Origin of the sequence: Microbacterium barkeri (assembly GCF_027921765.1) — a bacterium.
Classification (GTDB): domain Bacteria; phylum Actinomycetota; class Actinomycetes; order Actinomycetales; family Microbacteriaceae; genus Microbacterium; species Microbacterium barkeri.
Genome location: NZ_BSEJ01000004.1, coordinates 68,252 through 93,653, shown reverse-complemented (window position 1 = coordinate 93,653; position 25,402 = coordinate 68,252). Strand labels below are relative to the sequence as shown.

The window sequence follows — 25,402 nt, the reverse complement described above, 5'->3', positions numbered from 1 at the left end:
GGAGCGTGCGGCGGTGGAGTCGGCGATCGAGGCGATCCGGGCGGCGGACAGGGTGATCGCGCATGCCCAGGCGGCGCGTCAGATGGCGTTGGCGTCGGCGTCGCAGGTGGCGTGGGCGCAGCATGAGCGGCAGGTCGCGGCCGGGGGCTCGTCGCGGGCGTGGGCGCATCGGGCGATCGCGGAGGAGATCGCCGCGGCCACGCACACCCCGGGCCGGTCGGTGGAGCGGCAGATGAACGACGCGACGAACCTCGTCTCCCGGTTCCCGGTCGTGCGGGACCGGCTCGCGGAAGGGACGGTGTCGCTCCCGCACGCGCGCACGATCGTGCTGTGCGGGGACCGCATCGACGACGACGAGACCCGCAGCGTGTTCGAGGTGCGGGTGCTGGCGCGGCTGGACCGGGTGCCGATGACCGCGGCGGCTCTGGCGGAGGTGGCGCGGAAGATCGCGCAGGAACTGGACCCGGTCTCGATCAGCGACCGCCACAAGGCCGCCCGCAGGCGCCGGCGGGTGGGGTTCCGGCCCGGGGAGGACGCGATGGGCGCCCTCAACGGGGAACTGCCCAACGTGCTCGGGGTGGGGATGATGGACCGCATCGACCAGATGGCGAAGACCGTCCTCGCCGCCCGCGCCGCCGCCCGCCGCGCCGGCGACCCCATAGCGCTCGCGGATGACCGCACCTTGGATGAGATCCGGGCGGACATCTTCACCGACCTCACCCTCACCGGCACCCCCACCGGCCACGACCACCTCTACGGCGCCACCTTCAACTGTGCGGATGCGAAAGCCGGCGATGTCGGACTCGGCGCCACAGGCACAAGCGGCGCGGATGCGGACGTGAAGGCGGGTGATGTGGGCCTGGGCGTCATGGGCGTCGACGGCGACGCGGGCGCAAGCGTTGACGCGGGCGCTCGCGCGGACGCGCGCCCGTCGCCCGGCGCGGCCGCCGGATCCGGTTCGGACGCTACCTCGGCCACGGGATCGGGTGCGGCGTTCCGTTCCCGGAAATCTCCGGCCGTCGGGCTCGGCGCGATTCGCGGGAGCGTGCACATCACGATCCCCGCCACGGCGCTCGCCGACCCCACCCACCGCACCGAAGGCGCCACCCTCGCCGGGGCAGGCCCGATCCCGATCATCGACGCCAAGCAGATCGCCGCGGACGCGACGATCTGGAACCGCGCCTTCACCGACGCGCACACCGGGGTCCTCCTCACCGTGGATCAGAGGTTCCCCACCACCGCACAGCGGCGGTTCCTGAAGGCGCGGGATGAGCGGTGCCGGTTCCCCGGGTGCCGGCAGGCCATCCGCAAGCACTACGTCGACATCGACCACACCCACCCCCACTCCCGCGGCGGGCCCACGAACGTGGCGAACCTCGAGTACCTCTGTGAGACACATCACATGCTCGAGCAGATGACCGAATGGACCGTCACCCAGGGGCCCGGGGGTGTTCTCGAATGGACGTCCCCGAACGGACGCGTCTATACCGACACCCCGCCACCGGTCGCCCGCTTCACCCCCGACGACGACGAACCACCCCCCTTCTGACACGACACCGCGTCTCAGGGGAGAACTCTGCCCTCGGTCATGCGCGCTCTGAGCGCTCAGACCCCCGAGACGATCGCGTTGTCGAGCTGATCGGCGTCGAGGCCGTGGCCGTTCGCGCGGTTCGTCAGCAGCGTCCACGCGATGCCCGCGGTCGGATGGATCCAGAACTCGGTGCCCGGCCATCCCGCGTGCCCGTAGACGTCGCGGTCGATGAGGGCGGGCGCGCGCGTGCGGAGGTTCCACGAGAAGCCCCAGTCCTGTCCGCGCTCCGCGGGGTACGGCTCGAGGCGAGGCACGCCGGTCGTGAGGGGGCGGAGCATCATCTCGAGGGTTCCGGGGCGCACGATGTCCGCGCCGCCGCGGAGCAGGGCCGAGCCGAGCGCCAGGAGCGCTCCCGCCGTGCCGATGGCGCCCGCGCCCGGGTGCCGCGAGGCGGCGAAGCGGTCGAGGTCGAGACTCGCCTCGATGTCGGGGATGCGGTGCGGGTCCGCGTCCTCGTCCAGGACGAGTCCGGGTGCGAAGGCGCGCACCTCGTCCTCCCACGACCGTCCTGTCGCGTGGCGGATGAGCTCGGCCGCGCCCTGGAACGCGATCGACGAGTAGCGCGATGCGGTGCCGACGGCGAAGTCGCGGCCAGGGCGGCGCAGCGCCGCGGCGAGCCCCTCGACCGGGTCGAGCGCCGGCTCGATGAGCCCCGAGGTGTGCGCCATGAGGTGCTCGAGGCGCACGACGTCGTCGCGGGCGGCGGCTGCCTCGGGCACGGCGTCGGCGAGCGGGGTCTGCGACGTGAGCAGGCCGCGCTCGATCGCGCGCGCGGCGGCGAGCCCCGTGAGCACCTTCGTGATCGAGAACAGGCGGTACGGATCGTCGATCCGCGCGGTGCGGCCATCCGTCGCGCCGAAGGCATCGAGCGCGACGACGCCGTCGGCCGTCGCGATGCCGAGGACCGCGGTCGGGATGCGGCCCGCGTCGACGTGGCGGCGCGCCCAGTCGAACGCCGCGCCCCAGTCGGTCATGCGCGGGGCGCGAAGCGTCGCGGCGCGGTCGTGCGCGCCACGAGCTCGCGCAGATCCTCGAGGGAGCCGGAGAGCTCGCCGAGCGCGCGGGCCTGGACGAGCACGTTGCCGAGGGCGGTCGCCTCGACGGGCCCGGCGAGCACGGGGAGACCGGCGCGATCGGCAGTGAGCTGGCAGAGGAGCTCGTTGAGCGAGCCGCCGCCCACGAGGTGGATGGCGTTCACGCGCTTGCCGGAGAGCTCGGCGGCGGCGTGGACGGCGTCCGCGAACGCCGACGCGAGGCTCTCGACGATGCAGCGCGCGAACGCGGCACGGGACTGCGGCACGGCGAGCCCGCGTTCGGACAGCCAGCTCGCGATCCGGTCGGGCATCCCGCCCGGCGCCGTGAAGACGGGGTCGTTCGCATCGAAGACGGGCTGCGGCGTCTCGACGGCCGCGGCCTCGGCGAGCAGGGCGGGCAGGTCGATGGTCTCGCCCGACTCGCGCTCCCACGTGCGCACCGACTCCGAGAGGAGCCACAGGCCCATGACGTTGTGCAGGAAGCGCACGCGGCCGTCGACGCCGCCCTCGTTCGTGAAGTTCGCGGCGCGGCTCGCCTCGGTGAGGACAGGCGCGTCGAGCTCGACGCCGACGAGGCCCCACGTGCCGCAGCTGATGTACGCCGCATCGGGGTCGGTCATCGGGATCGCCGCGACGGCCGACGCCGTGTCGTGCGAGCCGACCGCGATGACGGGCGCGTCGAGCCCCGTGGCCGTGCGCACGGCGTCGCGCAGCGTGCCGATGCGGTGGCCGGGCTGCACGAGGGGCGGCAGGAGGCGCGAGGGGATGCCGAGGCTCTCGGCGAGGGGGCGGTTCCAGTCTCCGCCGCCCACGCGCAGGAGTCCCGTGGTCGACGCGTTCGTGCTCTCGGCGACCTTCTCGCCGGTCAGCCAGTAGGCGATGAGGTCGGGGATGAGCAGGGCCTCGTCGGCGAGGTCGAGCGTGCCGGCGATGCGGTCGGCGGCGAGCTGGTAGAGCGTGTTGAACGCGAGGAACTGCAGACCGTTCTCGCCGTACAGCTCCTCGAACGGAGCGACCGCGTGGACGGCGTCGACGCCGGCGGCGGTGCGGGCATCGCGATAGTGATAGGGCGTGCCGAGCATGCGGCCGCCGCGGAGGAGAGCGTAGTCCACGGCCCACGAGTCGATCCCGATGGCGGCGACGTCGCCGGTCTGCGCGGCGGCGCGGAGGCCCTCGACGATCGAGCGGTAGAGCTCGAGGATGTTCCAGTGCAGCCCGTCGATTGTCTCGACCGGGGTGTTGGGGAAGCGCGCGACGGCTTCCAGGCGCAGCTCGTCGGGGCCGACGTGGCCGAGCATGACCCGGCCGCTCGTGGCTCCGAGGTCGACGGCGGCGACGGTGACGGTCATGGGCGGGACGCTCCTCAGGGGAAGGGGATGGCGGGGGAGGAGCCCGGCGCGCGCGTGTGCGGTCGCGCGCGCCGGGCTCCTGGACGGGTCAGCGCAGGAAGGCGGCTGCGACGCCCGAGTCGACGGGGATGTGGAGACCCGTGGTGCGGCTGAGCTCGGGGCCCGTGAGCACGTAGACCGCGTCCGCCACGTTCTCGGGGACGACCTCGCGCTTGAGGATGGTCCGGTTCGCGTAGAACTGGCCGAGGTCCTCTTCCTTCACACCGTAGGTGGCGGCGCGGTTGGCGCCCCAGCCGGCGGCGAAGATGCCCGAGCCGCGCACGACGCCGTCGGGGTTGATGCCGTTCACGCGGACGCCGTGCTCGCCGAGCTCCACCGCCAGCAGACGCACCTGGTGCGCCTGGTCGGCCTTGGTCGCCGAGTAGGCGATGTTGTTCGGGCCCGCGAAGACCGAGTTCTTCGACGAGATGTAGATCACGTCGCCGCCCATGCCCTGTTCGATGAGCGCCTTGGCTGCCGCCTTCGAGACGAGGAACGAGCCCTTCGCCATGACGTCGTGCTGGAGGTCCCAGTCCTTCTCGGTCGTCTCGAGCAGCGGCTTCGACAGCGACAGGCCGGCGTTGTTGACGACGAGGTCGATGCCGCCGAACGCGAGCAGCGTGGCGTCGATCGCGGCCTGGACACCCTCCGCGTCGGCGACGTTCGCCGCGACGCCGATCGCGACGTCCGAGTTGCCGAGCTCGGCGGCCGCCGCCTGCGCCTTCTCGAGGTCGAGGTCGGCGACGACGACGCACGCGCCCTCGGTGGCGAGGCGCTTCGCGATGGCCTTGCCGATGCCCGATGCGGCGCCCGTGACGAACGCGATGCGACCCTGGTGGGTCTTGGGCTTCGGCATGCGCTGGAGCTTGGCCTCCTCGAGCGCCCAGTACTCGATGCGGAACTTCTCCGCGTCGGAGATCGGCGTGTACGTCGAGAGGGCCTCTGCGCCGCGCATGACGTTGATCGCGTTGACGTAGAACTCGCCCGCGACGCGCGCGGTCTGCTTGTTCGCGCCGTACGAGAACATGCCGACGCCGGGGACGAGCACGATGAGCGGGTCGGCGCCGCGGATGGCCGGGCTGTCCGCGGTCGCGTGCGCCTCGTAGTACGCCGTGTAGTCGGCGCGGTACTGCTCGTGCAGCTCCTTCAGGCGCGCGATCGACTCCTCGACCGACGCGGTCGCGGGCAGGTCGAGCAGCAGCGGCTTGACCTTGGTGCGGAGGAAGTGGTCGGGGCAGCTCGTGCCGAGCTCGGCGAGCGCGGGCGCCTTCTCGGAGGCGAGGAAGTCGAGCACCGTGTCCGAGTCGGTGAAGTGGCCGACCATCGGCTTGTCGGTGGACGCGAGGCCGCGGATCGTCGCGGCGAGCGCGGCGGCCTTCGCGCGGCGCTCGGCCTCGGGGAGGGCCTCGAAGCCCGGGCGGACGCCGCCGAACGGGTCGGCCTTGCCGTTCTCGTCGATGTACTTCTGCGCGGTCTCGATGATCCAGAGCGAGTTGCGCTCGCTCTCCTCGCTCGTGTCGCCCCACGCCGTGATGCCGTGACCGCCGAGGATCGTCCCGACCGCCTGCGGATTGGCCTTCTTGATCTCCGCGATGTCGAGGCCGAGCTGGAAGCCGGGGCGGCGCCACGGGACCCAAACCACCTTGTCGCCGAAGATCCGCGCGGTCAGCTCCTCGCCATCCGCCGCGGTCGCGATCGCGATGCCGCTGTCGGGGTGCAGGTGGTCGACGTGCGCGGCGTCGACGAGGCCGTGCATCGCCGTGTCGATCGACGGCGCCGCACCCCCCTTGCCGTGCAGGCAGTAGTCGAACGCCGCGACCATCTCGTCCTCGCGCTCGATGCCGGGGTAGACGTCGACGAGCGCGCGCATGCGGTCGAGGCGGAGCGCGGCGAGGCCCTTCTCGGTGAGCGTGCCCAGGTCGCCGCCCGAGCCCTTCACCCAGAGCAGCTCGACGGGCTCTCCGGTCACCGGGTCGGTGTCCGTGCCCTTGGCCGACGTGTTGCCGCCGGCGTAGTTCGTGTTCTTCGGGTCGGCGCCCAGCCGGTTCGACCGGGCGATGAGGTCAGCGACAGTGGGGTTCGTCATGAGGATCCTTCGAGGGATGTCGGACGCGTCGGAGGCACCGCGTCGTGTGCTCTGTTGTGAATTATCTCACGAAGTAACACGCGAGGCAATGGTCGTCCGCGGAATCGGCCGTGCGGCCGGTCAGAGGATGGCGACCAGCTCGCGATAGGGGGCGAGTGCGGGGTCGTGGGGGTCGAGCTCGGTCACGAGGAGCGAGATGCGCTGCCACGGGAGGCCGAGCGCCAGGGCGGTCTGCCCCAGCTTCGCGCTGTCGGCGAGGAGGATGGTCTCGTCCGCCGAGTCCGCGAAGGCCGCCTTCACCTGCGCCTCGGCCATCGTCACCTCGAACGCTCCGCGCTCGGGCTCGACCGCCGACGCCGACGTGAAGAAGCGCCGGTAGTGCAGGCTCCGGGCGGCGGCGCACGCGATCGGGCCGACGAAGCTGTCCGTGCGCGGCTCGGCCTCGCCGCCCACGAGGATCGCGGTGGCGCCCGGTGCGCGCCGGGCGACCTGGAAGTTCTCGTGCGAGTTGGTCGCGACGAGGAGCTCGCGCGCGGTGTCGTCGGGGAGCTGCGAGAGGAGCACCCCGACCGTCGACGATGCGTCGGCCGCGATCGCGCCGTCGAGGGGGAGGAGGTGCTGCACCTTGCGTGCGATGGCGAGCTTCGCCTCCGCGCCCGTGGCCATCCGCTCGGTGAATGAGCGCGGCCGAGCGGATGCGACGGCGCCGCCGCGGACGCGCCGCAGCATCCCCTCCGCCTCGAGGTCGGCGAGGTCGCGGCGCACGGTCATCGCCGAGACGTCGAGCGCCGAGGCCGCCTCGTCGATCCGGACCCGTCCGCTCTTCGAGAGGAGGTCCAGGATGCGCGCGCGGCGCGCCTCGGCGTCGACGGTCCCGGTGGTGGCCATATCGCCGATGCTATCTCCGGAGGGCGAGGCCGCTTACGCGCCCCAGCCCGCCTGCACGCCGCCGACGCGCTCGGCCTCGATCCGCTCCTGGTAGCCGGAGGCGAGGTAGGCGGCCATGGGGTCGGCGGGCAGGCCGCGCGACTCGCGCCACTGCGCGAGGGCCGGACGCACGTCGGTGTAGAACGCGTCCATGAACACCGCGTTCGCGGCGAGCACGTCTCCCGAGACCTGCGCGGCACGGAGCGCGTCCTGGTCGACGAGCAGCGCACGGGCCGTCATCTCCTGGACGTTCAGCACCGAGCGGATCTGGCCGAGGATCTTGTTCTCGACGTTGTGGCACTGGTCGAGCATGAACGCGACGTCGGGGTTCGCGTAGCCGCCGCCGCGGATGACCTCGAAGAGGATGCGGAAGAGCTGGAACGGGTCGGCGGCGCCCACGATGAGGTCGTCGTCGGCGTAGAACCGCGAGTTGAAGTCGAACGAGCCGAGCTTGCCGAGGCGAAGCAGCTGCATGACGATGAACTCGATGTTCGTGCCCGGCGCGTGGTGTCCCGTGTCGAGGCACACCATCGCGCGCTCGCCGAGCGTGGCCACCTGCGCGTACGACGTGCCCCAGTCGGGCACATCGGTGTGGTAGAACGCGGGCTCGAAGAACTTGTACTCGAGCACGAGGCGCTGCTCGCCCGAGAGGCGCTCGTAGATCTTCTGGAGCGAGTCGTTCAGGCGGTCCTGTCGGCCGCGCATGTCGGCCTGGCCGGGGTAGTTCGATCCCTCGGCGAGCCAGATCTTGAGGTCGCGCGAGCCGGTCGCGTTCATGACGTCGATGCACGCGAAGTGGTGGTCGATCGCCTTCTGGCGGATCGCCGCGTCCTCGTGCGTGAGCGCGCCGAACTTGTAGTCGTCGTCCTGGAAGGTGTTCGAGTTGATCGTGCCGAGCGCGACGCCGTTGTCCTCGGCGTGCTTGCGCAGGTCGTCGAAGCTGTCGACGAGGTCCCACGGGATGTGCAGGGCGACGGATGGCGCGAGCGCGGTGAGCCTGTTCACCTGCGCGGCGTCGGAGATCTTCTCGAACGGGTCGCGCGGCGTGCCGGCGGTCGCGAAGACCTTGAAGCGGGTGCCGGAGTTGCCGAACGCCCAGGACGGGAGCTCGATCGCCTGCTTCTCGAGCTGGCCGAGGATCTCGTCGCTCAGGACGGAGGAGGGGGTCGTCATCGACAGTGCCTTTCGCTTTAAAACGATTCAATCGATCGTCGTGTTCATGATGGCACAGCGCCGGCGCGAGGTCAACCGGCGCGGCCGTCACGGCAGTCATCCGATGCGGACGACGTCCGTCGCGACCGGGCCATCCGACGCCTCCCGGATACGATGATCGGGGAGGTGGCGGATGACCGTCAACGTGAAGGATGTCGCCGCGGCAGCCGGCGTCTCGGCCGGCACGGTGTCCAACGCCCTCAACCATCCCGAACGGGTCGCCCCGGAGACCGTCGAGCGCGTGCGCCGCGCCATCCGCGATCTCGGATACGTGCGCAACGACGCCGCGCGGCAGCTGCGCGCGGGCCGCAGCCGCAGCGTCGGGCTCATCGTGCTCGACATGCGCAACCCCTTCTACGCCGATGTCGCCCGCGGTGCCGACGCGCGTGCGGAGCAGGACGGCCTGTCGGTGCTCGTGTCCGACAGCGCGCGGGACGGCGAGCGCGAGCGCCGGCTCGTCGACCTGTTCGCCGAGCAGCGCGCGAGCGGGGTCATCGCGACGCCGCTGACCGGCGACCTCGAGCACTTCGAGCGCCTCGCGGAGCGCGGCGTGCCGGTCGTTCTCGTCGATCACGAGGGCGACTCGGATGGTCTGTCGACCGTCTCCGTGGACGACCGGAAGGGCGGGCGGCTCGCGACAGAGCACCTGCTGGCGCGCGGATGCACGCGGATCGCGTTCGTCGGCGGCCCGAGCGGGCTCCGTCAGGTGCGCGACCGCTTCGAGGGGGCGCGCGCCGCGGCATCCGCTGCGGGTGCCGCGCTCGAGCGCGTCGAGATCGACGACCTCACGGTGCGGCACGGCCGCGCAGCGGGGGAGGCGCTGCTGCGCCGCCCGACCGGCAGGCGACCGGACGGGATCTTCGCCGCGAACGACCTCGTCGCGGTCGGCCTGCTGCAGGCGCTCACGATGACGGGCGGCGTGCGGGTGCCCGACGACGTCGCGCTCGTGGGGTACGACGACATCGACTTCGCCGCGTCGACGGTCGTGCCGCTCACGTCGGTGCGCCAGCCCGCCGAGCTGCTCGGCGCGACGGCGATCGAGCTGCTCGCGCAGTCGCCCGGGGAGCACGTGCGCTTCGAGCCGCAGGTCGTCGTCCGCGCGACGGCATAGCCCGGGCGGTCACGCCGCGAGGATCAGCCACAGCGACGCGACGGCGAGCGCGAGGTACGCGCCCGGGAAGGCGAGGTTGTGGAGCACCCCCGTGCGCACATGCACGGCGATCGCCGCGAGGTAGAAGAAGACGAGGCCGACACCCGCGAGAACCGGGATGACAGGCACGTGGGTGAACCAGAGGAGGATCCCGGCCGCGCCCGCGGCCTTGAGTGCGGCGAGCGCGGGCAGCCACCGCTGCGGAACGCCCACCTCCGCCGAGTTCGCCAGCACGAACTCCGCGCGCAGGACATCCGCGATCGCGATGGCGGCATTCGCGGCTGCTGTGACGCAGAGGACGATGAAGGTCGCGACGAGCATGGCGGCTCAGCGGATCTCGGCGGCGAGGGTGTAGAGACCCGGAGCAGGCGTCCCCACGGCCGCGGCGCGCGTGGCGTAGGAGGCGGCATCCGGGGCGGCCTGGGTGGCGGCCGCGTCCTCCGCGCGCTCCCATCCGGCGACTCCCACGACGCTCCGCCCGTCTCGCGACGCGTAGATCGAGAGGCTCGTGAAGCCCGGGCGGTGCCGGATGACCTGCTCTCCTCCCTCGGTCAGAAGGGCGACGAGCTCGCCCTGGCGGTCGGGCTCGACGGCGAACACGTTGATGAAGACAGCCTGCTGCGGTTCCATGGTCTCTCCTCGGTCGGGGCGGCGCGCTCGCCGCCTTCGGAAGGACTGACGAGGCGGGCGCGGGATGTGTCAGCCTGGACCCACCCGGATCACCGCCCCTGACATCCGTGCGGCGAGATTCGTCGGATGAGAGTGGGCGAGATGAGCGCGAGACCCGACCCGGCCGTCGACGCGGGGGTGCGCCGTCACCTCATGGGAGTCGCATACCGGCTCCTGGGCTCGGTGTCCGAAGCCGAGGACGCCGTGCAGGAGGGGCTTGCGCGCTGGTACGCCCTGTCGGCGGAGGGACGCGAGGCGATCGGCAATCGCGCTGCGTGGCTCACGACGGCCGTCAGCCGCGTCTGCCTCGATGTCCTGAAGTCGGCGCGTGTGAAGCGCGAGAGCTACGTGGGCCCGTGGCTGCCCGAGCCCGTGCCCGACGCGGCCGTGCTCGGCCTCTCGCCCGACCCGCTCGACGCGGTCGCGGCCGAGGAGACGCTCAGCATGGCGGTGCTCGTGCTGCTCGAGCGCCTGACCGCGCCGCAGCGCGTCGCGTTCGTGCTGCACGACGTCTTCGGGTTCAGCTTCGCGGAAATCTCGGAGGTCATGGGCCGCAGCGCCGGCGCCTGCCGGGAGCTCGCCTCTCAGGCTCGGCGCCGGGTGCGGACGGAGGGCCGGGCTCGCGTGACCCGCGGCGAGCTCGCCCGATCGGTCGCGGCGTTCAAGGTCGCGTGGGAGACCGGCGACGTCGCGGGTCTCGTGGAACAGCTGGAGGCCACGGCCGTCGCGACGGTGGACGGGGGCGGGCGCGTGAGCGCGGCCCGCGAGCCGATCGTCGGAGCAGAGGCGATCGCGCGGTTCTTCGCGGGTGTCCGGGAACGGCAGCCCGACCTGGTCGTCCGGGAGATGCTCGTGAATGGGACGCCGGGGCTCGTCGCGCTCGATGCGGCGGGCGCCGTGCTCGCGACGGTGAGTGTCGAGGTCGCCGAGCACGGCATCCGCGCGCTGTGGGTCGTGCGCAATCCCGACAAGCTAGGCGCGTGGCGCGACGTGTCAGTGTCTCGGGTGCGTGGGTTATCCGGGGGCGGTTTCGGCGTGTAGTGAGACATCGGGTGGCCGGGGTGGGAGTCCGTGTCTCGCCTGACGTGGTTATGCGCGGGCGTTTTCGGCGCGTGGTGAGACACGGGTGGCCGGGGTGGGTGTCCGTGTCTCACCTGACGTGGGTATCCGGCGGCCATTCCGGCGAGAACTGAGACACGGGATCCCAGGATGGCCCGGAGTCGCGTCGTCTGCCCCACGAGGCCGCCGGGTCACTGGCGCGGAGGCGTGCTGTCGCGGACGAGCACCTCGAGCGACACTGGCGCGGGCGGCGTCCAGTCGTCCTCGACGGCGGCGCGGAGCGCCTGGGCGCCGAGCTCCTCCAGGGGAAGGTGCACCGTCGTGAGACCGGGCGTCACATCGCGTCCCGTGGCGATGTCGTCGAAACCCGCGACGGCGATATCCGAGCCGGGCGCGCGCCCGGCATCGCGGATGGCCGAGATCGCGCCGATCGCGACGACGTCGCTGATCCCGAAGAGCAGCGTCCCGGGCCCGAGGCCCTCCTCGAGGAGGCGCGCGGTCGCCTCGTAGCCGGCATCGCGCGAGATCTGGCCGCGGACGATCCGCGGCGTCGCGCCGCCGCCATCCGCGAAGCCGGCGGTGAAGCCGGCGAGACGGTCGTCCGAGGTGCGCAGGCCCTCAGGGCCGGCGAGCACGACGGCGTCGCGATATCCGAGGGCGGTGAGCTTCCCCGCGAGCGCGCGGGCGCCGGCCTCGTTCTCGTACGCGACGACGCGCGTTCCGGGAAGGGCGGCGCCGAGCGTGACGACGCGTCCGCCGGTCGACTGGACGGAGGCGATCTCGGCGGTGAGCGCGTCGGCGTCGCTCGCCGTGTCGCGTGACGCCGCGAGCACGATGCCGCGGGGCCGCTGGCCGCGCAGCGCCCGCACGAGGGCGACCTCGCGCTGCGGGTCGCGCTCGGTCATCGCGATCGTGACGATGAGGCCGGCCTCGTCGGCCGCATGCGCGACGCCCGAGGCGATCTGGCCGAAGTAGGGGTCCGCGATGTCGGCGACGAGCAGGGCCACCGTCGCCGACGTCCCGCGGGCGATCGCCTGCGCGGAGAGGTTCGCGGTGTAGCCGAGGCGGTCCGCTGCGGCCTGCACGCGCTCGCGATAGGCCTCGGCCACCTTGCGGGTGGAGCCGTTGAGCACGCGCGACGCCGTGGCGAGGGAGACGCCGGCCTCGCGCGCGACGTCATGGAGCGTGGGCGCTCCGCCGGTGCGCACCGTGGTGTCGGTCATCCGCTGAGCCTATCGCCGGAGGGGGCGGGAGGGTGCGCGCGGCGCACCCTCCCGCGGGTCACACGAGGTGTGGGGCGACCGCGGAGTCGAAGCCCGCGATCGTGCGGCGCACGGCCTCGGCCGGCGCGGTGTCCCAGATGGACTGGTTGAGCAGCTCTACCTCGATGTCGCCGTCGTACCCGGTCGCCTCGACGGCGCGGGTCATCGGGCCGAAGTCGATCATGCCGTCGCCCGGGTAGTGGCGCGACAGGAGGTTGTCGGCCTCGAGCGGCGTCTTCCAGTCGCACACCTGGTAGGTCGCGATGCGGCCCTCGCGACCCGCGCGCTCGATGTGCGCGAGCACATCCGGGTCCCACCAGATGTGGAACGTGTCCACCGTGACGCCGACGACGGACGGGTCGAAGTCCGCGGCGATGTCGAGCGCCTGGGGGAGCGTCGAGAGCACCGACCGGTCCGACGCGTACATCGGATGCAGCGGCTCGAGGGCGAGCGTCACGCCCGCGGCACGCGCATCGGGCGCGAGCTCGGCGACCGCGTCGCGGACCCGCTCGCGGGCGCCGACGAGGTCGCGCGACCCCTCCGGCAGTCCGCCGACGACGAGGACGAGCACGGCGCGCGAGCCCTCGGCGCCTGCGGCGGCGAGCGTCGCGGTCTCCTCGATCGCGCGGCGGTTGTCGTCGATCGCCGTGCGGCGTGCGGGGCCCTCCTCGACGGTGAACCATCCGCCGCGGCAATGCGTGGAGTAGCGCAGGCCGGAGTCGGCGATGATGCGCGCCGACTCGTCGAGACCCGCCTCCTGCACCTGCTCGCGCCACAGGCCGATCGCGCCGATGCCGGCGTCCTGCACGACCCGGACGGCCTCGGCGACCGTCGTGTACTTGATCGTCGCCTGGTTGATCGACAGGCGCGGGTGCGGGACGCTCATGCTCCGACTCCGTTCAGACGCAGGTAGTCGCTCCACCGTGCGGCCGCGAGCGAGGGGTCCTCGAGGGCGTTCGCGGCGTTCGCGAGCTCGACGATGCGGGAGAGATGGGGGATGCTGCGGGCCGAGTGGAGGCCTCCGACCATCTGGAACGCGGACTGATGGCCGTTCAGCCACGACAGGAACGCGACGCCCGTCTTGTAGAAGTACGTCGGCGCGGCGAAGACCTGGCGGCTGAGCTCCTCGGTGGGGCCGAGGATGCGCAGGTACTCGTCGGGGTCGCCCGCGTCGAGCGCCTGGATGGCCGCGGAGGCGACCGGGGTGATCGCCGCGAATGCGCCGAGCAGGGCATCGGAGTGGGTCCGCGTCGCTCCCGGGGTCGCCGCCGGCTGGGTCGCCGCGGGGACGTCGGCGCCGCCGATGAGCCCGACGTAGTTGAAGTCGTCGCCCGTGTACATGCGCACGCCCTCGGGCAGGCGCTCGCGCACGGCCACCTCGGACTCGGCGTTCAGGAGGCTCATCTTGACGCCCGACACCTTGCCGGGGTTCTCCTCGATGATGCGCACGAGCGTGTTCGACGCGGTCTCCCAGTCGTCGGCGCCGAAGTAGCCGGCCAGCTCGGGGTCGAACGCCGTTCCGAGCCAGTGCAGGACGACCGGGGTCGTCGCGGCCTGCAGGACGGCGCCGTAGACGCGCAGGTAGTCGGTCGCGCTTGTCGCGACGCGCGCGAGGTGGCGCGACGCCATGAGCACGGGGCCGGCGCCCTGCTCCTCCGTGAAGTGCAGCTGCTCCTTGTAGGCGTCGATCACGGCGTCGAGCGAGATCGTGTGCTCCTCGACGTGATCCGTGTTGACGCCGACGACGACCGAGCCGCCCTCCTCGCGCGCCACCTCGGCGCTGCGGCTGATCAGCTCGCGCACGGCCGTCGCGTCGAGACCCATGTTGCGCTGGGCGGTGTCCATGGCGTCGGCGACCCCGAGACCCCACGAGTACACGGCGCGGCGGAAGCCGAGCGTCGCGTCCCAGTCGATCTGGGCGGGCTGACCGGGGGTGTTGTCGCCCCAGACGACCGGCACGACGTGCGCGGCCGCGTAGGCGACGCGGCTGCGCAGCGCCTTCTGCGGCTTCGTGTAGACGCCCGCGTCGTTGAGCGCGACGCGGCTCAGGCCGCCGTCGGCGGCGACGAGGGTGAAGTGCTCCGTCATCCGACTCACTCCAGGGTCAGCTCGGGCAGGACGACCTTGGCGCCCGTGCGGCTCGACTCGAGACCGGCCTCGGCCAGCTGCACGCCGCGCGCGCCCGCGAGCAGGTCGAACGCGTAGTCGGTGCCGAGCGCGTACGACGTGAGGTACTCCTCCCACTGCTGGCGGAAGCCGTTGAGGAAGACGTCGTTCGTCGGGACCTTCTGCCAATCGGCGTCGTAGTCGTGCGTGTCCTCGAGGTCGGGGTTCCACACGGGCTTCGGCGTGGCGTTGCGGGGCTGGATCTTCGCGCCGAAGAGGCCGACGACCGCCGAGCCGTGCGTGCCGTCGACGTGGAACTCGACGAGCTCGTCGCGGTTGACGCGCGTGGTCCAGCTGGAGTTGATCTGCGCGATCACGCCGCCGTCGAGCTCGAAGATGCCGTACGCGGCGTCCTCGGCGGTCGCATCGTAGTGCTCGCCCTTCTCGTCCCAGCGGTCGGCGATGTGGATCGACGCGTGCGAGTAGACGCTCTTCACCTCGCCGAAGAGGTTCTCGAGCACGTAGTTCCAGTGCGGGAACATGTCGACGATGATGCCGCCGCCGTCCTCGGCGCGGTAGTTCCAGCTGGGGCGCTGGGCCGGCTGCCAGTCGCCCTCGAAGACCCAGTAGCCGAACTCGCCGCGGACCGAGAGGATGCGGCCGAAGAAGCCCGAGTCGATGAGGCGCTTGAGCTTCTGGAGGCCAGGGAGGTAGAGCTTGTCGTGCACGACGCCGGTCTTGACGCCGGCCTCCTTCGCGAGGCGGGCGAGCTCGACGGCCTCCTCGACCGACTCCGCGGTGGGCTTCTCGGTGTAGATGGCCTTGCCGGCCGCGATCGCCTTGCGCAGCGCCGTCGCGCGGGCCTTCGTCACGAGGAAGTCGGCGTAGATCTCCCAGGTCGGGTCGGCGAGCGCCGCGTCGAGGTCGGTCGTGTAGTCCTCGATGCCGTGCTGGGCGGCGATCTCGGCGAGCTTCGCCTCGCTGCGGCCGACGAGGAGCGGGCGGACCGTCACCTTCGAGCCGTCGGGCAGCTCGACGCCGCCCGCGTCGCGGATCGCGAGGATCGAGCGCACGAGGTGCTGACGGTAGCCCATGCGCCCGGAGACGCCGTTCATGATGATGCCGATCTCGCGGACGGCGGGGGTGGCGGTGGTCACGATGTGCTTCCTTGCTCTCATCGAGGGCTGCCCCTCGTTGGGTAAACGCTTTCCACGAGTGTGGCACACCGGATCTCCTCAGTGCAACCCCTCCGGATGGCGTTTTCCCACCCGGTGGGAATCAGGGAGCGGCGGTCGTGAGCACGCGCGCGGGAGCGAGGAGGAACGCCGACTCCTGCGGACCGAGAGCCACGGATGAGATCGCCGCGCCCGAGCGGATGTCGGTGCCGGCGACATCCACGACGACGTCGGTCTCGCCGTGGTTGATGAGCGTGACGAGGTCGCCGCGGCGCGCGACTTCGACGCCGGCGGGCGGGGCGTCGCCGAGGACCGGCTCGACCGCTGCCTCCTCGATGACGACCCCCAGGACGAGGTCGAGCCCGGCGTCGTCGGGCATGGTCGCGAGATACCAGGCCGATCCCTCGCCGTGTGCGCGGCGGGTCAGCGCAGGACGCCCGCGCGAGGGACCCGTCGTGAACGAGGCGACGATCGCGGCGTCGTCGGCGAAGAGCGCCTCCGCGAAGAACGTCCCGACCGCCTCGCGACCGTCGCCGAGCGCGAAGCGCGCCTCGCGGACATCCTCGGCGACCCAGGTCTCCGCCCCCGAGTCGTGCGAGCCCTCCTCACCGGCGCGCTCGGCGATGTGATCGAGTGCGGGCGGCACGAGCGGGCGGAAGTCCTCGAGCGCGACGCCGAGCACGGGGCCGAGCTGCGTGAGGAACCCGCCGTCGCGGAAGCGGTCGTTCGCGTCGACGATGTCGCTGAACGGCCCGGTCAGGAGCACCCCGCCCGCGGCCGCGAAGCCCTCGAGCGCCGCGGCGCCCTCGTCGCGCAGCAGATAGAGGAACGGCGCGATCGCGAGGCGATACCGCCCGTCGACGTGCTCGGGCTTCACGATGTCGACCATGATGCCGCGGCGGTGGAGCGCGCCGTACCACTCGCGCAGCAGCGCGAGGTAGTCGATGCGGTTCGGGTGGTCGGCCGCCTCGACCGCCCACCAGTTCTCCCAGTCGAAGACGAGGGCGACCGGGGCGTCGTCGCCCGGAGCGGGCAGCTCGGGGAGGGCCGCGAGGGTCGCCCCGAGCGCGGTGACCTCCCGCCAGGTGCGCGTGCGCGTGCCCGCGTGCGGGAGCATCGCCGAGTGGAACTTCTCGGAGCCCGCCCGCGACTGCCGCCACTGGAAGAAGAAGATGCCGTCGGCCCCGCGGCCGACCGACTGCGCGGTCTCGGCGGCGAGCTGCCCGTCGCGCTTGGACGGGTTCGCCGGGCGCCAGTTCACCGCGTCGGCCGCCTGCTCCATGAGCAGCCACGGACGCCCGCGCTTGAGCGAGCGGACGAGGTCGCGCTGGAAGGCCGTGTTGCGCACGCGATGCGGATCGAGCGGGTCCGGGTAGCAGTCGTCGGTGATGACGTCGATGTGCGGCGCCCACGTCGTGTAGTCGGCGGGCTTGAACGGGCCCATCATGTTCGTCGAGATCGGCTGCGTCGCGCCGGCGGCCCGGATGATGTCCCGCTCGGCGAGGTAGCACTCCAGCCACATGTCCGACATGAAGCGGTGGTAGTCGAGCACCTGGGACGGGTTCCGGCTGTACGGGGCCCTGCGCGGCGGGAACACCTCCTCCCACGCGCCGTATCGCTGGGCCCAGAAGTCGGTGCCCCACGCGGCGTTGAGGGCGGCGATCGTCTCGTAGCGCGCGCGCAGCCAGCCGCGGAATGCGTCGCGCGCGGCGTCCGAGTACTCCACCGGAAGGTGGCAGCCCGATTCGTTGCCCACGTGCCACATGACGACGGCGGGGTGCTGCGCGTAGCGCTCGGCGAGGCGGCGGACGAGCTCGGCGGCGAGCCGCCGGTAGGTCGGCGAGGCGGGGGAGTGGTGCTGCCGCGAGCCGTGCCAGTACGGCGCGCCGTTCTCGTCTGCGGCGAGGATGTCGGGGTGCGCGACCGTGGCCCACGGCGGCGGCGAGGCGGTCGCGGTGGCGAGGTTCACCCCGATCCCGCCCGCGTGCAGCTTGCCGATCACGGTGTCGAGCCACGCGAAGTCCCACACGTCGGGCGCGGGCTGGATGCGCGACCACGCGAAGATCCCGAGGCTCACGGTGGTCACCCCGGCCTCCTGCATGCGCAGCACGTCGTCGTCCCAGACGTGCTCCGGCCACTGGTCGGGGTTGTAGTCGGCGCCGTAGAGCATGGTCCTCGAATCCGGAGTACGTCGGCGTCAGCGCCGACGGCGGGGGCGCTCGGGGACGGCGACGGCCGCGAGGGCCGCGCACCCGAGCGCGGGGATGAGCAGGGGAGGGAGCATCCAGGTCGCGAGGCCCACGAATGCGGCCGCGACGACGAGGTACAGGAATCCGGGGATGTCCCGGCCGATCGCGGACGGCAGCGAGCGGATGGCGCGGAGCCATCCGCTCTCGGGCGACCACGCCGCCGACGCGGTGAGCAGGACCCCCGCGACGGCGGCTGCGAGCAGCCAGCCGAATCCGGCGATCAGCTCGCCGCCGGGCAGCAGCCCGGACGAGGCGAGCAGGATGTCGATCGCGAGCACGCCCGCGATCAGCGCGCACGCGAGGCCGACGACGATCCCGCCGGGCAGCGCCGCGCGGACGTCGCCCCAGAACGCGCGCATCGAGGATCCCTCGGCGCGCGCGTACCGGCGCAGGTGGCGGATGCCCGCCGCGAGCGCGGCGGGCAGGGTGACGACGAGGAGCCCGCAGACGGTCACGAGCACGCCCGTGAGGAGCACCTCGCCGAACAGGGCGAGCGCGCCTGCCGCGCCCGGATTGCGCCCGGGCTCGTCGTGCGTCGGGCCCGAGCCCGATGCCGCCGCGCGGCGGGCGGCGCGCTCGCCTCTGCTCATGGTCAGCCCTTCAGGCCCTGGGTCGCGACGCCGTCGATGAGGAAGCGCTGGAACACGATGAAGAAGAGCATCACCGGCACGAGCGCGACGAGGCTGGCCGTGACGGTCGCGCCGTAGTCCGACGCGGACGTCTGGTCGTTGTAGAGGCGCAGGGCGATCGGGAGCGGATAGTTCTCGGGGCTGTTGAGGTAGAGCAGCGGCCCCATGAAGTCGTTCCACGTCCAGATGAAGGTGAAGATCGCGCAGGTGACGAGAGCGGGCTTGATGAGCGGCAGGATGACCGACCAGAAGATGCGCCCGTGTCCTGCGCCGTCGATGCGCGCCGCCTCGTCCATGTCGCGCGGGATCTGCCGGATGAACTGCACGATGAGGAACACGAAGAACGCCTCGGTCGCGAGGAACTTCGGCAGGATGAGCGGCACGAAGGTGTCGACGAGCTCGAGCTTCTGGAACCAGATGTACTGCGGGATGATCACGACGTGGAACGGCAGCAGGAGCGTGCCGATCATGGCCGAGAAGAGGATCCCGAGGCCCTTGAACTTCACGCGCGCGAACGCGTAGGCCGCGAGGGCGGAGGACAGGACCGTGCCGATCACCGCCGACACCGCGAGGATGAGCGAGTTCGCGAAGAACCGCCACAGCGGGATGCCGGCGATGCCCTCGCCGACCTTGACGTAGTTGTCGAGCGTGGGCGCCCACGGGATGAGGCCGGGGTTCTGGCCGAACTCGCTGTTGGGCTTGAAGGTCGACGCGACCAGCCAGATGAGCGGGTAGATGACGACGAGGGTGATCGCCAGCAGCACGACGAACCAGATGATCGTCTGCCAGCCGCGGCGCGTGACGCGCTTGCGGGGCGCGGGGCGCCCGGTGGTGACCAGGTGCGTGGAGACGGTGGAGGTCATCGGTCTTCTCCGGCGTAGTGGACCCAGGACTTCTGGGTGCGGAACAGGATCACGGCGATGACGGCGACGACGAGCATGACGATCCACGCGATGGCCGAGGCGTACCCGAACTGGCCGTCGGTGAAGCCGCGCTTGTAGAGGTAGATCGTGATGTAGTTCGTCATCCCGGCGGGGCCGCCGGTGCCGTTGGAGATGATGTACGCCGATGCGAACACCTGGAACGCTCCGATGAGCTCGAGCAGCAGGTTGAAGAAGATGACGGGCGAGAGCATCGGGACGGTGACGGCCCTGAAGCGGCGCAGCGCCCCCGCGCCGTCCATCTCGGCGGCCTCGTAGAGCTCCTTCGGAACCTGCTTGAGGCCCGCGAGGAAGATCACCATGGTGCCGCCGAACTGCCACACGGCGAGGAGGATCATCATCGGCACGACGAGGTCGACGTTGCCGACCCAGCCGCCCAGGTCGATCCCGAAGATCGAGAGGGTCGAGTCGACGGGGCCGTCGGTGTTGAACATCGCGCGCCACACGATCGCGACCGAGACGGAGGCGCCGATGAGCGAGGGGGCGTAGAACGACGAGCGGAAGAACGCCGCGCCGCGGTCGCGGTAGTTCAGCAGCAGGGCGATGCCGAGCGCCGCGGCGAGCTTGATCGGCGTGCCGACCAGCACGTACACGAGCGTGATCGTCGCGGACTGCACGAACTGCGGGTCGTCCGTGAACATGCGCACGTAGTTCTCGAGGCCGATCCACTTCGGGTCGGTGAAGAGGTTGTACGACGTGAACGACAGGTACAGCGAGTAGACCATCGGGCCCAGGGTGAGCCCGAGGAAGCCCACGAGCCAGGGCGCCAGGAAGGCGTAGCCGGCCAGCGTCTCGCGCAGGCTCTTCTTCTTGAGGCCCGGCCGCAGCGGCGGAGCCCCCGCACGCGATCGCCGCCCGCCGCTGTCGGCGGTGACGACCGTTCTCGTCAGGGTGGTGGTCATGATCTCCCGATCGGGTGGGGCGGCCCGGACGCGTGCGTCCGGGCCGCCACGGGGTTACTGGTTGAGGACGACGTCCATCTCGGAGAAGAACTGGTCCACGGCCTCGTCGACCGTGACGGTGCCGAAGTTCAGCTCCGTGCCGAGCTGGCGGAACTTCTCCTCGAGGGTGCCGTAGCCGACGATCGGCACGGGCGGGGCGTCGCCGAGGCGGTCGGCGATCGACGCCTCGTAGTCGGCGACCTTCTGGCTGAACTCGTCGAGCTCGGCGGCCTCGAGCGCCGTCTGCGAGGCGGGCAGGCCGCGGTTCGTGCCGAAGATCTCACCCGACTCCGGGCTGTTCACGAGGAAGTCGACGAGCGTCGCGGCCGCCTCGGGGTGGTCCGTGTTCGCCGAGATCGCGTGCAGCATCGACGGCTTGAGGTACAGGTCCTTCGCGCCCTCCTCGGTCACCGGCGGGGCGACGAGGTCGAGCGTCGAGTACCCCTCGCCGAGGTTGGCGAGGTAGCCCGCGCCGAAGTTGTCCCAGACGAGCTCGCTCGTCGTGAGCGCGGAGTCGAAGCCGCCGAGCGGGGTCAGCTCCTCGACGCGCTGCTGCTCGATGGTCGTGCCGTCCTCGCGGATCTCCGAGCCCTGCTCCCAGAACGCGCGCAGGTCGTCCTCGGTGAAGTTCGCCTCGCCATCCTCCGTGAAGAGGTCCTCGCCCTGTGCACGCATCTGCAGCTCGAAGTTCTGGATGCGGCCGGTCCAGTCGCCGCCGCCCCACGCCTCGATGCCCTTGGCCTCCGCGGCGTCGGTGACCTCGGCCATCCACGCGTTGTAGTCCTCCCAGGTGCCGCCGGCGAAGCCCTCGACGCCGATCTCCTCGAGGAGGGTCGGGTTGAGGAACATCGCCCACGCGTTCGTCGAGGTCGTGATGCCGTAGTTGCCGTCGCCGACCTGGCCGATCGCGAGGATCTCCTCCGAGAGCGCGGAGTCGTCGATGATGTCGCCGACGTACGGCGTGAGGTCGAGCAGCAGGCCGTTCTCGGAGTACTGGCGCAGGTACGAGTAGTCGAACTGCATGACGTCGGGCAGGCCGCCGCCGGCCGCCTCGGTCTGCCGCTTCTCCCAGAAGGCGGGGAAGTCGAGGAACGAGCTCTGGATGGTGATGTTGGGGTATTCCTCGTTGAAGGCGGCGAACGCCTCCTCGTAGAGCGCCGCGCGGACGTCGTTGCCCCAGAACGCGAAGGTCAGGGTGACCTCCTCGTTGGGGTCGACGGTCTCGACGGCCTCGGGGGAGCCGCCGGAGCAGCCGGCGAGTGTCAGGCCGCCGATCGCGACGAGGGCCGCCGTCGCGGCCAGCCTCTTGGTGGGGAACATCTTTGTCCTCTCAGAACGACATCGTCCATGCCCGGAGCGGGCGGGCGCCATGGGGTGGAAAGCGCTTGCCCGAGACTCTAGCGCGCGTAAAAACGTTTCACAAGGGGGAGGCCCCTTCCCGCCCCGTGTCGTGGCCGTACCGTGACAAAGGGCGGGAAGGAGCGGGCGGATCAGCCGAGGATGACCTTCGCCTCGGAGAAGAACTGCGACACGGCGTCGTCCACCGAGACGGTGCCGAGGCCGAGCTCCTTGCCGAGATCCCAGAACTTCTGCTCGAGCGAGCCGTAGCCCACGACGGGCGCGGGCGGAGCGTCGCCGATGCGCTCCTCGACCGACGCGAGGAAGTCCGCCACCTGCTTGTCGGGGCCCTCGAGGGTCGCGCCCTCGAGCTTCGTCTCCGACGCGGGGAAGCCGAGCGACGTGCCGAAGATCTCGCCGGCCTCGGGGCTGTTCACGACGAAGTCGAGGAAGATCGCGGCGGCCTCGGGGTGCTCGCTCTTCGCCGACACGGCCATCTGCAGCCCGGCCTGCCGATAGAGGTCCTGTGCGCCCTCCTCGGCGGTGGGCGGCGCGACCATCGAGATGCTCGATGCGCCGGAGTCCGCGAGATAGGCCGCGACGAAGTTGCTCCAGCTCGCCTCGCTCGCCGTGACGTTCGCCCCGAAGCCCGAGACCGGGCTCAGCTCCTCGAGCTTCTGCTGGGGCACGACGACGCCGTCGCGGTCGGCGGCGCCGCTCTCCCAGAAGGCGCGGAGGTCGTCCTCGTCGAACCCGAGCTCGCCGTCCTCGGTGAAGAGATTGCCGCCCTGCGCGCGCAGCACATTCTCGAAGTTCTGGATGCGCTGCGTGTAGTCCGTGCCGCCGTACACCGCGCCGCCGGTCGCCTCGGTGACCTCGGCCATCCATGCCGAGTAGTCCTCGAAGCTCGTGCCGCCCGGGTAGGGCTCGATCCCGTGCTCGGCGAGGATGTCGTCGTTGAGGAAGACGGCCCACGTGCTGTAGCCGAGCGGGAGCGAGTACTGCGCGCCGTCGAGCTGGCCGGTCGCGAGCAGGCCCTCGTCGATCGCCGAGGTGTCCACGTACTCCGCGTACTCGCTGAGGTCGGCGAGCATGCCGTTCTGCGCGTACTGACGCAGGTACGTGTCGGAGAACTGCCACACGTCGGGGAGGCCGCCGCCGGCGGCCTCGGTCTGGCGCTTCTCCCAGTACGACGGGAAGTCGGTGAACGACCCGTTGACGGTGATGTTCGGGTGCTCCTCGTTGAATGCCTCGATGAGCTTCTCGTACCGCTGCGCGCGGTCGTCGTTGCCCCACCACGTGAAGGTCAGCTCGACCTTCTCGTCCGGGTCGTACTCGGTCGAGCCGGAGCCCGAGCTCGCGCATCCCGCCAGGGTGAGGGATCCGATCGCCGCCGTGACCGCGGCCACGCGGATGAGCCGTCGCTTCATCGCTGCTCTCCTGTCTGCTTCTTCGCTGTGTGAAGGGCGCGCTTCCCACGTTGGAAAGCGCTTCCCTTCGGGCACGCTAGTGCAGTCAGAAACGTTTTACAAGCCGGATGTCACGGTGCGAGCTCACGGGCGAGCGCCGCGATCTCGTCGGGCTCCCAGACGCGGTCGAGGAACGCGAGACGGTGCGCGAGCGCGAGCTCCTCACCCGGCGCGAGCACCACGGTCTCGGCGAAGGTCGGCGACGGCGCGAGCACGGGGAACGGCTCCGCGCGCACGAACCAGCGGATGGCCGGCGAGCCGCTCGAGCGCCCGGCGAACGCGAGCACGGTCCCGCCCCCGTCGATCTCGTCGTGCAGGCCCGAGAACGCCAGCCACGGCGCCTCCGATCCCATCAGCTCATCGGCCTCGGCGCCCGCACGGGCGGCGGCGACGCCGCTGACGTCGGGTGCGACGACCGTGCCGCCCGTGAAGGAGCGCGTCAGGCGCAGGAACAGGCCAGAGTAGCCCGCGTTCTCGCGGCCGTTCGTCGTCGGGCTCCCGAGCACGAGCTCGCGCTGGCTCGTGTTCCGCAGCGTCGACGCGATGTCGAGCGCCCAGAGCCCACGCGAGGGGTCGAGGGTGTGGAACCGGTGCTCGCGCGCCTCGCTCAGCCACGCGTCGCCCGAAGCCGTGATCCACGTGAGGTCCTCGCGGATGACCGCGGCCGGGCCATCCGAGAGCGCCCGGAAGCGGTCGTGGCGGATGCGCCCCACGTTGTCGAGCGGGATGTAGCCGCGCCCGTGCACGTAGGTGTTGCCGCCCCAGAAGTTCTGGCCCGAGACGTCGGTGAGGGTCATCTGCAGGCCCTTGTGCCAGCGGTGGTCCCAGGGGCGGAAGCCCGTGAGCGGCGCCCCCGAGAGGGCCCGGATCGGATGGAGGTAGGGCTTCGGGCCCTCGAATGCCGGGGCGTCCTCGGCGAAGACGTATCGTGCGACCTCCCTCCCGCCCGCGCGGACGACGACCGAGGCCTCCTCCTCGTGCAGGGCGAAGCCGGTCATGCGCGCGCCGATCGGATGGTGCCGGCATGGATCCGCGCGGTCGCCCCGACGGGATCGCCGCCGGGCATCGACGCGTAGAACGGGTCGGCGGGGGAGAGCTCGTCGCGCGCGACCGCCCGCCCGGTCAGGGCGGACTTGTACATGCCCGCCGCGAGCTCCATCACGCGCCGACCGTCCGCGCCGCTCACGCGGGGCCGCTCGCCGCGCTCCATGCTGTCGACGAACTGCGTGAACTGCGGCACGTGGGTCGAGCTCGGCACATCGTCCGTCGGCGCCCAGGCCGCCGCCGTCTCGGGGGCGACGTGCGGCGCGGGCGTCCACGTCCAGTGCGCGTTGCCGTAGCCGTAGAGATGCTCGACCTCGACGGTCGCGTGCTCGAAGTCGATGCGCACCTGGCTCGTCTCGCGCGGCGACAGGAGGCTGTTCGTGATCGAGCAGAGGGCGCCCGACGCGAAGCGCACGACGGCGAAAGAGACGTCCTCGGTCTCGGTCTCGCGCGCGAGCGTCGACATGACGGCCGTGACGTCGGTCCATTCGCCCAGGAGCGACAGGAGCATGTCCATCTGGTGGATGCCGTGGCCCATGGTCGGGCCGCCGCCCTCGGTCGCCCACTTCGCGCGCCACGGCACGGCGAAGTACGACGGATCGCGGTACCAGAGCGTGTCGCACTTCGCGACGAGCGGCCGGCCGAGCGATCCCTCGGCGATGAGCGTGCGGAGTCGCTCGGCCGCCGAGCCGAACCGGTGCTGGAAGATGTAGGCGGCGTAGGGGCCGTTCTCGCCCTCGTGCGCCATGATCTCGTCGTAGTCGGCGAGCGAGAGGGTCGGCGGCTTCTCCGACAGGACCCACGCGCCGGCGTCGAGAGCGGCGATTGCGGCCTCCTTGTGGGCGATCGGCGGCGTCGCGAGCGTGACGAGGTCGGGGCGCTCGCGCTCGAGCAGCTCGGCGACGTCGGTGTACCAGCTCGCGACGCCGAACTCGGCCGCGGCCGACGCCGCGGACTCGGCGCTCAGATCGGCGACCGCGACGACCTCGACGCGATCGCCGAGCGCGCGCAGGCTCGGCAGGTGCTGCACACGGGAGATCGCTCCCGTTCCGATGACGGCGACGCGGATGGCCATGGTGCTGCTCCTTCGCATAGGGCGCCCGGTGGGAAAGCGCTTGCCGACAGGGTATCG

At 71.5% G+C, this 25,402-nt stretch carries 22 protein-coding genes; 3 read left to right on the top strand and 19 right to left on the bottom strand.

Going from position 1 to position 25,402, the window contains the following annotated elements:
• Positions 1-13 precede the first annotated feature (13 nt).
• Positions 14-1,549 (top strand): HNH endonuclease signature motif containing protein, encoded by a 1,536-nt coding sequence (locus tag PKE79_RS05935; RefSeq protein WP_271172749.1) that lies wholly within the window; start codon positions 14-16, stop codon positions 1,547-1,549.
• Positions 1,550-1,605: 56 nt separating this feature from the next.
• Here the strand turns inward: PKE79_RS05935 and PKE79_RS05930 are convergent, their stop codons facing one another.
• From PKE79_RS05930 to rhaI, 5 genes are all read right to left on the bottom strand, one after another.
• Positions 1,606-2,565: a serine hydrolase domain-containing protein gene (locus PKE79_RS05930; RefSeq protein ID WP_271172748.1), complete on the bottom strand. Its 960-nt coding sequence runs from the start codon at positions 2,563-2,565 to the stop codon at positions 1,606-1,608.
• Positions 2,562-3,974, bottom strand: a complete 1,413-nt coding sequence (locus PKE79_RS05925; protein WP_271172747.1) for a rhamnulokinase — start codon at positions 3,972-3,974, stop codon at positions 2,562-2,564. Before PKE79_RS05925 ends, PKE79_RS05930 begins: the two co-directional genes overlap by 4 nt.
• An 88-nt stretch (positions 3,975-4,062) precedes the next feature.
• Positions 4,063-6,099, bottom strand: a complete 2,037-nt coding sequence (locus PKE79_RS05920) for a bifunctional aldolase/short-chain dehydrogenase (RefSeq protein WP_271172746.1) — start codon at positions 6,097-6,099, stop codon at positions 4,063-4,065.
• 120 nt (positions 6,100-6,219) lie between these two features.
• Complete coding sequence (locus tag PKE79_RS05915) at positions 6,220-6,987, bottom strand: DeoR/GlpR family DNA-binding transcription regulator (RefSeq protein ID WP_271172745.1); 768 nt, start codon at positions 6,985-6,987, stop codon at positions 6,220-6,222.
• A 33-nt stretch (positions 6,988-7,020) separates the two neighbouring features.
• Entirely contained in the window at positions 7,021-8,199 is a 1,179-nt protein-coding gene (gene rhaI / locus PKE79_RS05910; RefSeq protein WP_271172744.1) for an L-rhamnose isomerase, read from the bottom strand.
• A 172-nt stretch (positions 8,200-8,371) separates the two neighbouring features.
• Between rhaI and PKE79_RS05905 the strand changes: the two genes are divergently transcribed.
• Positions 8,372-9,349, top strand: coding sequence for a LacI family DNA-binding transcriptional regulator (locus PKE79_RS05905; RefSeq protein WP_271172743.1), 978 nt, complete (start codon positions 8,372-8,374; stop codon positions 9,347-9,349).
• A gap of 9 nt (positions 9,350-9,358) precedes the next feature.
• On the opposite strand, the gene PKE79_RS05900 is transcribed toward PKE79_RS05905, so the two are convergent.
• Entirely contained in the window at positions 9,359-9,709 is a 351-nt protein-coding gene (locus PKE79_RS05900; RefSeq protein WP_271172742.1) for a DoxX family protein, read from the bottom strand.
• Positions 9,710-9,715: 6 nt separating this feature from the next.
• Complete coding sequence (locus tag PKE79_RS05895) at positions 9,716-10,018, bottom strand: antibiotic biosynthesis monooxygenase (protein ID WP_271172741.1); 303 nt, start codon at positions 10,016-10,018, stop codon at positions 9,716-9,718.
• A gap of 141 nt (positions 10,019-10,159) precedes the next feature.
• On the opposite strand from PKE79_RS05895, the gene sigJ reads away from it, so the two are divergent.
• The gene (sigJ, locus tag PKE79_RS05890; protein ID WP_271172740.1) at positions 10,160-11,098 is read left to right on the top strand and encodes an RNA polymerase sigma factor SigJ; all 939 of its coding nucleotides are present in this window, start codon (positions 10,160-10,162) and stop codon (positions 11,096-11,098) included.
• 209 nt (positions 11,099-11,307) lie between these two features.
• On the opposite strand, the gene PKE79_RS05885 is transcribed toward sigJ, so the two are convergent.
• The 12 genes from PKE79_RS05885 to PKE79_RS05830 form a co-directional block, all read right to left on the bottom strand.
• Entirely contained in the window at positions 11,308-12,339 is a 1,032-nt protein-coding gene (locus tag PKE79_RS05885) for a LacI family DNA-binding transcriptional regulator (protein WP_271172739.1), read from the bottom strand.
• A gap of 58 nt (positions 12,340-12,397) precedes the next feature.
• Complete coding sequence (locus tag PKE79_RS05880) at positions 12,398-13,264, bottom strand: sugar phosphate isomerase/epimerase family protein (RefSeq protein WP_271172738.1); 867 nt, start codon at positions 13,262-13,264, stop codon at positions 12,398-12,400.
• Positions 13,261-14,466: a dihydrodipicolinate synthase family protein gene (locus PKE79_RS05875; RefSeq protein ID WP_271172737.1), complete on the bottom strand. Its 1,206-nt coding sequence runs from the start codon at positions 14,464-14,466 to the stop codon at positions 13,261-13,263. The genes PKE79_RS05880 and PKE79_RS05875 overlap by 4 nt, the downstream gene beginning before the upstream one ends.
• A 5-nt stretch (positions 14,467-14,471) precedes the next feature.
• Entirely contained in the window at positions 14,472-15,599 is a 1,128-nt protein-coding gene (locus PKE79_RS05870) for a Gfo/Idh/MocA family protein (protein ID WP_271172862.1), read from the bottom strand.
• Positions 15,600-15,762: 163 nt separating this feature from the next.
• The gene (locus tag PKE79_RS05865) at positions 15,763-17,829 is read right to left on the bottom strand and encodes a beta-galactosidase (RefSeq protein WP_271172736.1); all 2,067 of its coding nucleotides are present in this window, start codon (positions 17,827-17,829) and stop codon (positions 15,763-15,765) included.
• Between the two features lie 27 nt (positions 17,830-17,856).
• The gene (locus PKE79_RS05860) at positions 17,857-18,498 is read right to left on the bottom strand and encodes a DUF624 domain-containing protein (RefSeq protein ID WP_271172735.1); all 642 of its coding nucleotides are present in this window, start codon (positions 18,496-18,498) and stop codon (positions 17,857-17,859) included.
• Positions 18,499-18,500: 2 nt separating this feature from the next.
• Positions 18,501-19,400, bottom strand: coding sequence for a carbohydrate ABC transporter permease (locus PKE79_RS05855; protein ID WP_271172734.1), 900 nt, complete (start codon positions 19,398-19,400; stop codon positions 18,501-18,503).
• Positions 19,397-20,380: a carbohydrate ABC transporter permease gene (locus PKE79_RS05850; RefSeq protein ID WP_271172733.1), complete on the bottom strand. Its 984-nt coding sequence runs from the start codon at positions 20,378-20,380 to the stop codon at positions 19,397-19,399. The genes PKE79_RS05855 and PKE79_RS05850 overlap by 4 nt, the downstream gene beginning before the upstream one ends.
• A gap of 54 nt (positions 20,381-20,434) precedes the next feature.
• Positions 20,435-21,739: an ABC transporter substrate-binding protein gene (locus PKE79_RS05845; protein ID WP_271172732.1), complete on the bottom strand. Its 1,305-nt coding sequence runs from the start codon at positions 21,737-21,739 to the stop codon at positions 20,435-20,437.
• A 170-nt stretch (positions 21,740-21,909) separates the two neighbouring features.
• Positions 21,910-23,187 (bottom strand): ABC transporter substrate-binding protein, encoded by a 1,278-nt coding sequence (locus tag PKE79_RS05840; protein ID WP_271172731.1) that lies wholly within the window; start codon positions 23,185-23,187, stop codon positions 21,910-21,912.
• A gap of 110 nt (positions 23,188-23,297) precedes the next feature.
• Positions 23,298-24,224, bottom strand: a complete 927-nt coding sequence (locus tag PKE79_RS05835) for a DUF6807 domain-containing protein (protein ID WP_271172730.1) — start codon at positions 24,222-24,224, stop codon at positions 23,298-23,300.
• A complete protein-coding gene (locus PKE79_RS05830) occupies positions 24,221-25,345 on the bottom strand; it encodes a Gfo/Idh/MocA family protein (protein ID WP_271172729.1) in 1,125 nt (374 codons plus the stop codon). The genes PKE79_RS05835 and PKE79_RS05830 overlap by 4 nt, the downstream gene beginning before the upstream one ends.
• Between the last annotated feature and the right edge of the window lie 57 nt (positions 25,346-25,402).

Bases quoted from the DNA above. Each gene is read 5' to 3' on its own strand.
- PKE79_RS05920 (WP_271172746.1), bottom strand. From the start codon at position 6,099: ATGACGAACCCCACTGTCGCTGACCTCATCGCCCGGTCGAACCGGCTG.
- PKE79_RS05865 (WP_271172736.1), bottom strand. From the start codon at position 17,829: ATGCTCTACGGCGCCGACTACAACCCCGACCAGTGGCCGGAGCACGTC.
- PKE79_RS05850 (WP_271172733.1), bottom strand. From the start codon at position 20,380: ATGACCACCACCCTGACGAGAACGGTCGTCACCGCCGACAGCGGCGGG.
- PKE79_RS05830 (WP_271172729.1), bottom strand. From the start codon at position 25,345: ATGGCCATCCGCGTCGCCGTCATCGGAACGGGAGCGATCTCCCGTGTG.
- PKE79_RS05885 (WP_271172739.1), bottom strand. From the start codon at position 12,339: ATGACCGACACCACGGTGCGCACCGGCGGAGCGCCCACGCTCCATGAC.
- PKE79_RS05840 (WP_271172731.1), bottom strand. From the start codon at position 23,187: ATGAAGCGACGGCTCATCCGCGTGGCCGCGGTCACGGCGGCGATCGGA.
- PKE79_RS05895 (WP_271172741.1), bottom strand. From the start codon at position 10,018: ATGGAACCGCAGCAGGCTGTCTTCATCAACGTGTTCGCCGTCGAGCCC.
- PKE79_RS05855 (WP_271172734.1), bottom strand. From the start codon at position 19,400: ATGACCTCCACCGTCTCCACGCACCTGGTCACCACCGGGCGCCCCGCG.
- PKE79_RS05835 (WP_271172730.1), bottom strand. From the start codon at position 24,224: ATGACCGGCTTCGCCCTGCACGAGGAGGAGGCCTCGGTCGTCGTCCGC.
- PKE79_RS05900 (WP_271172742.1), bottom strand. From the start codon at position 9,709: ATGCTCGTCGCGACCTTCATCGTCCTCTGCGTCACAGCAGCCGCGAAT.
- sigJ (WP_271172740.1), top strand. From the start codon at position 10,160: ATGAGCGCGAGACCCGACCCGGCCGTCGACGCGGGGGTGCGCCGTCAC.
- PKE79_RS05915 (WP_271172745.1), bottom strand. From the start codon at position 6,987: ATGGCCACCACCGGGACCGTCGACGCCGAGGCGCGCCGCGCGCGCATC.
- PKE79_RS05880 (WP_271172738.1), bottom strand. From the start codon at position 13,264: ATGAGCGTCCCGCACCCGCGCCTGTCGATCAACCAGGCGACGATCAAG.
- PKE79_RS05925 (WP_271172747.1), bottom strand. From the start codon at position 3,974: ATGACCGTCACCGTCGCCGCCGTCGACCTCGGAGCCACGAGCGGCCGG.
- PKE79_RS05905 (WP_271172743.1), top strand. From the start codon at position 8,372: ATGACCGTCAACGTGAAGGATGTCGCCGCGGCAGCCGGCGTCTCGGCC.
- PKE79_RS05845 (WP_271172732.1), bottom strand. From the start codon at position 21,739: ATGTTCCCCACCAAGAGGCTGGCCGCGACGGCGGCCCTCGTCGCGATC.
- rhaI (WP_271172744.1), bottom strand. From the start codon at position 8,199: ATGACGACCCCCTCCTCCGTCCTGAGCGACGAGATCCTCGGCCAGCTC.
- PKE79_RS05875 (WP_271172737.1), bottom strand. From the start codon at position 14,466: ATGACGGAGCACTTCACCCTCGTCGCCGCCGACGGCGGCCTGAGCCGC.
- PKE79_RS05870 (WP_271172862.1), bottom strand. From the start codon at position 15,599: ATGAACGGCGTCTCCGGGCGCATGGGCTACCGTCAGCACCTCGTGCGC.
- PKE79_RS05860 (WP_271172735.1), bottom strand. From the start codon at position 18,498: ATGAGCAGAGGCGAGCGCGCCGCCCGCCGCGCGGCGGCATCGGGCTCG.
- PKE79_RS05930 (WP_271172748.1), bottom strand. From the start codon at position 2,565: ATGACCGACTGGGGCGCGGCGTTCGACTGGGCGCGCCGCCACGTCGAC.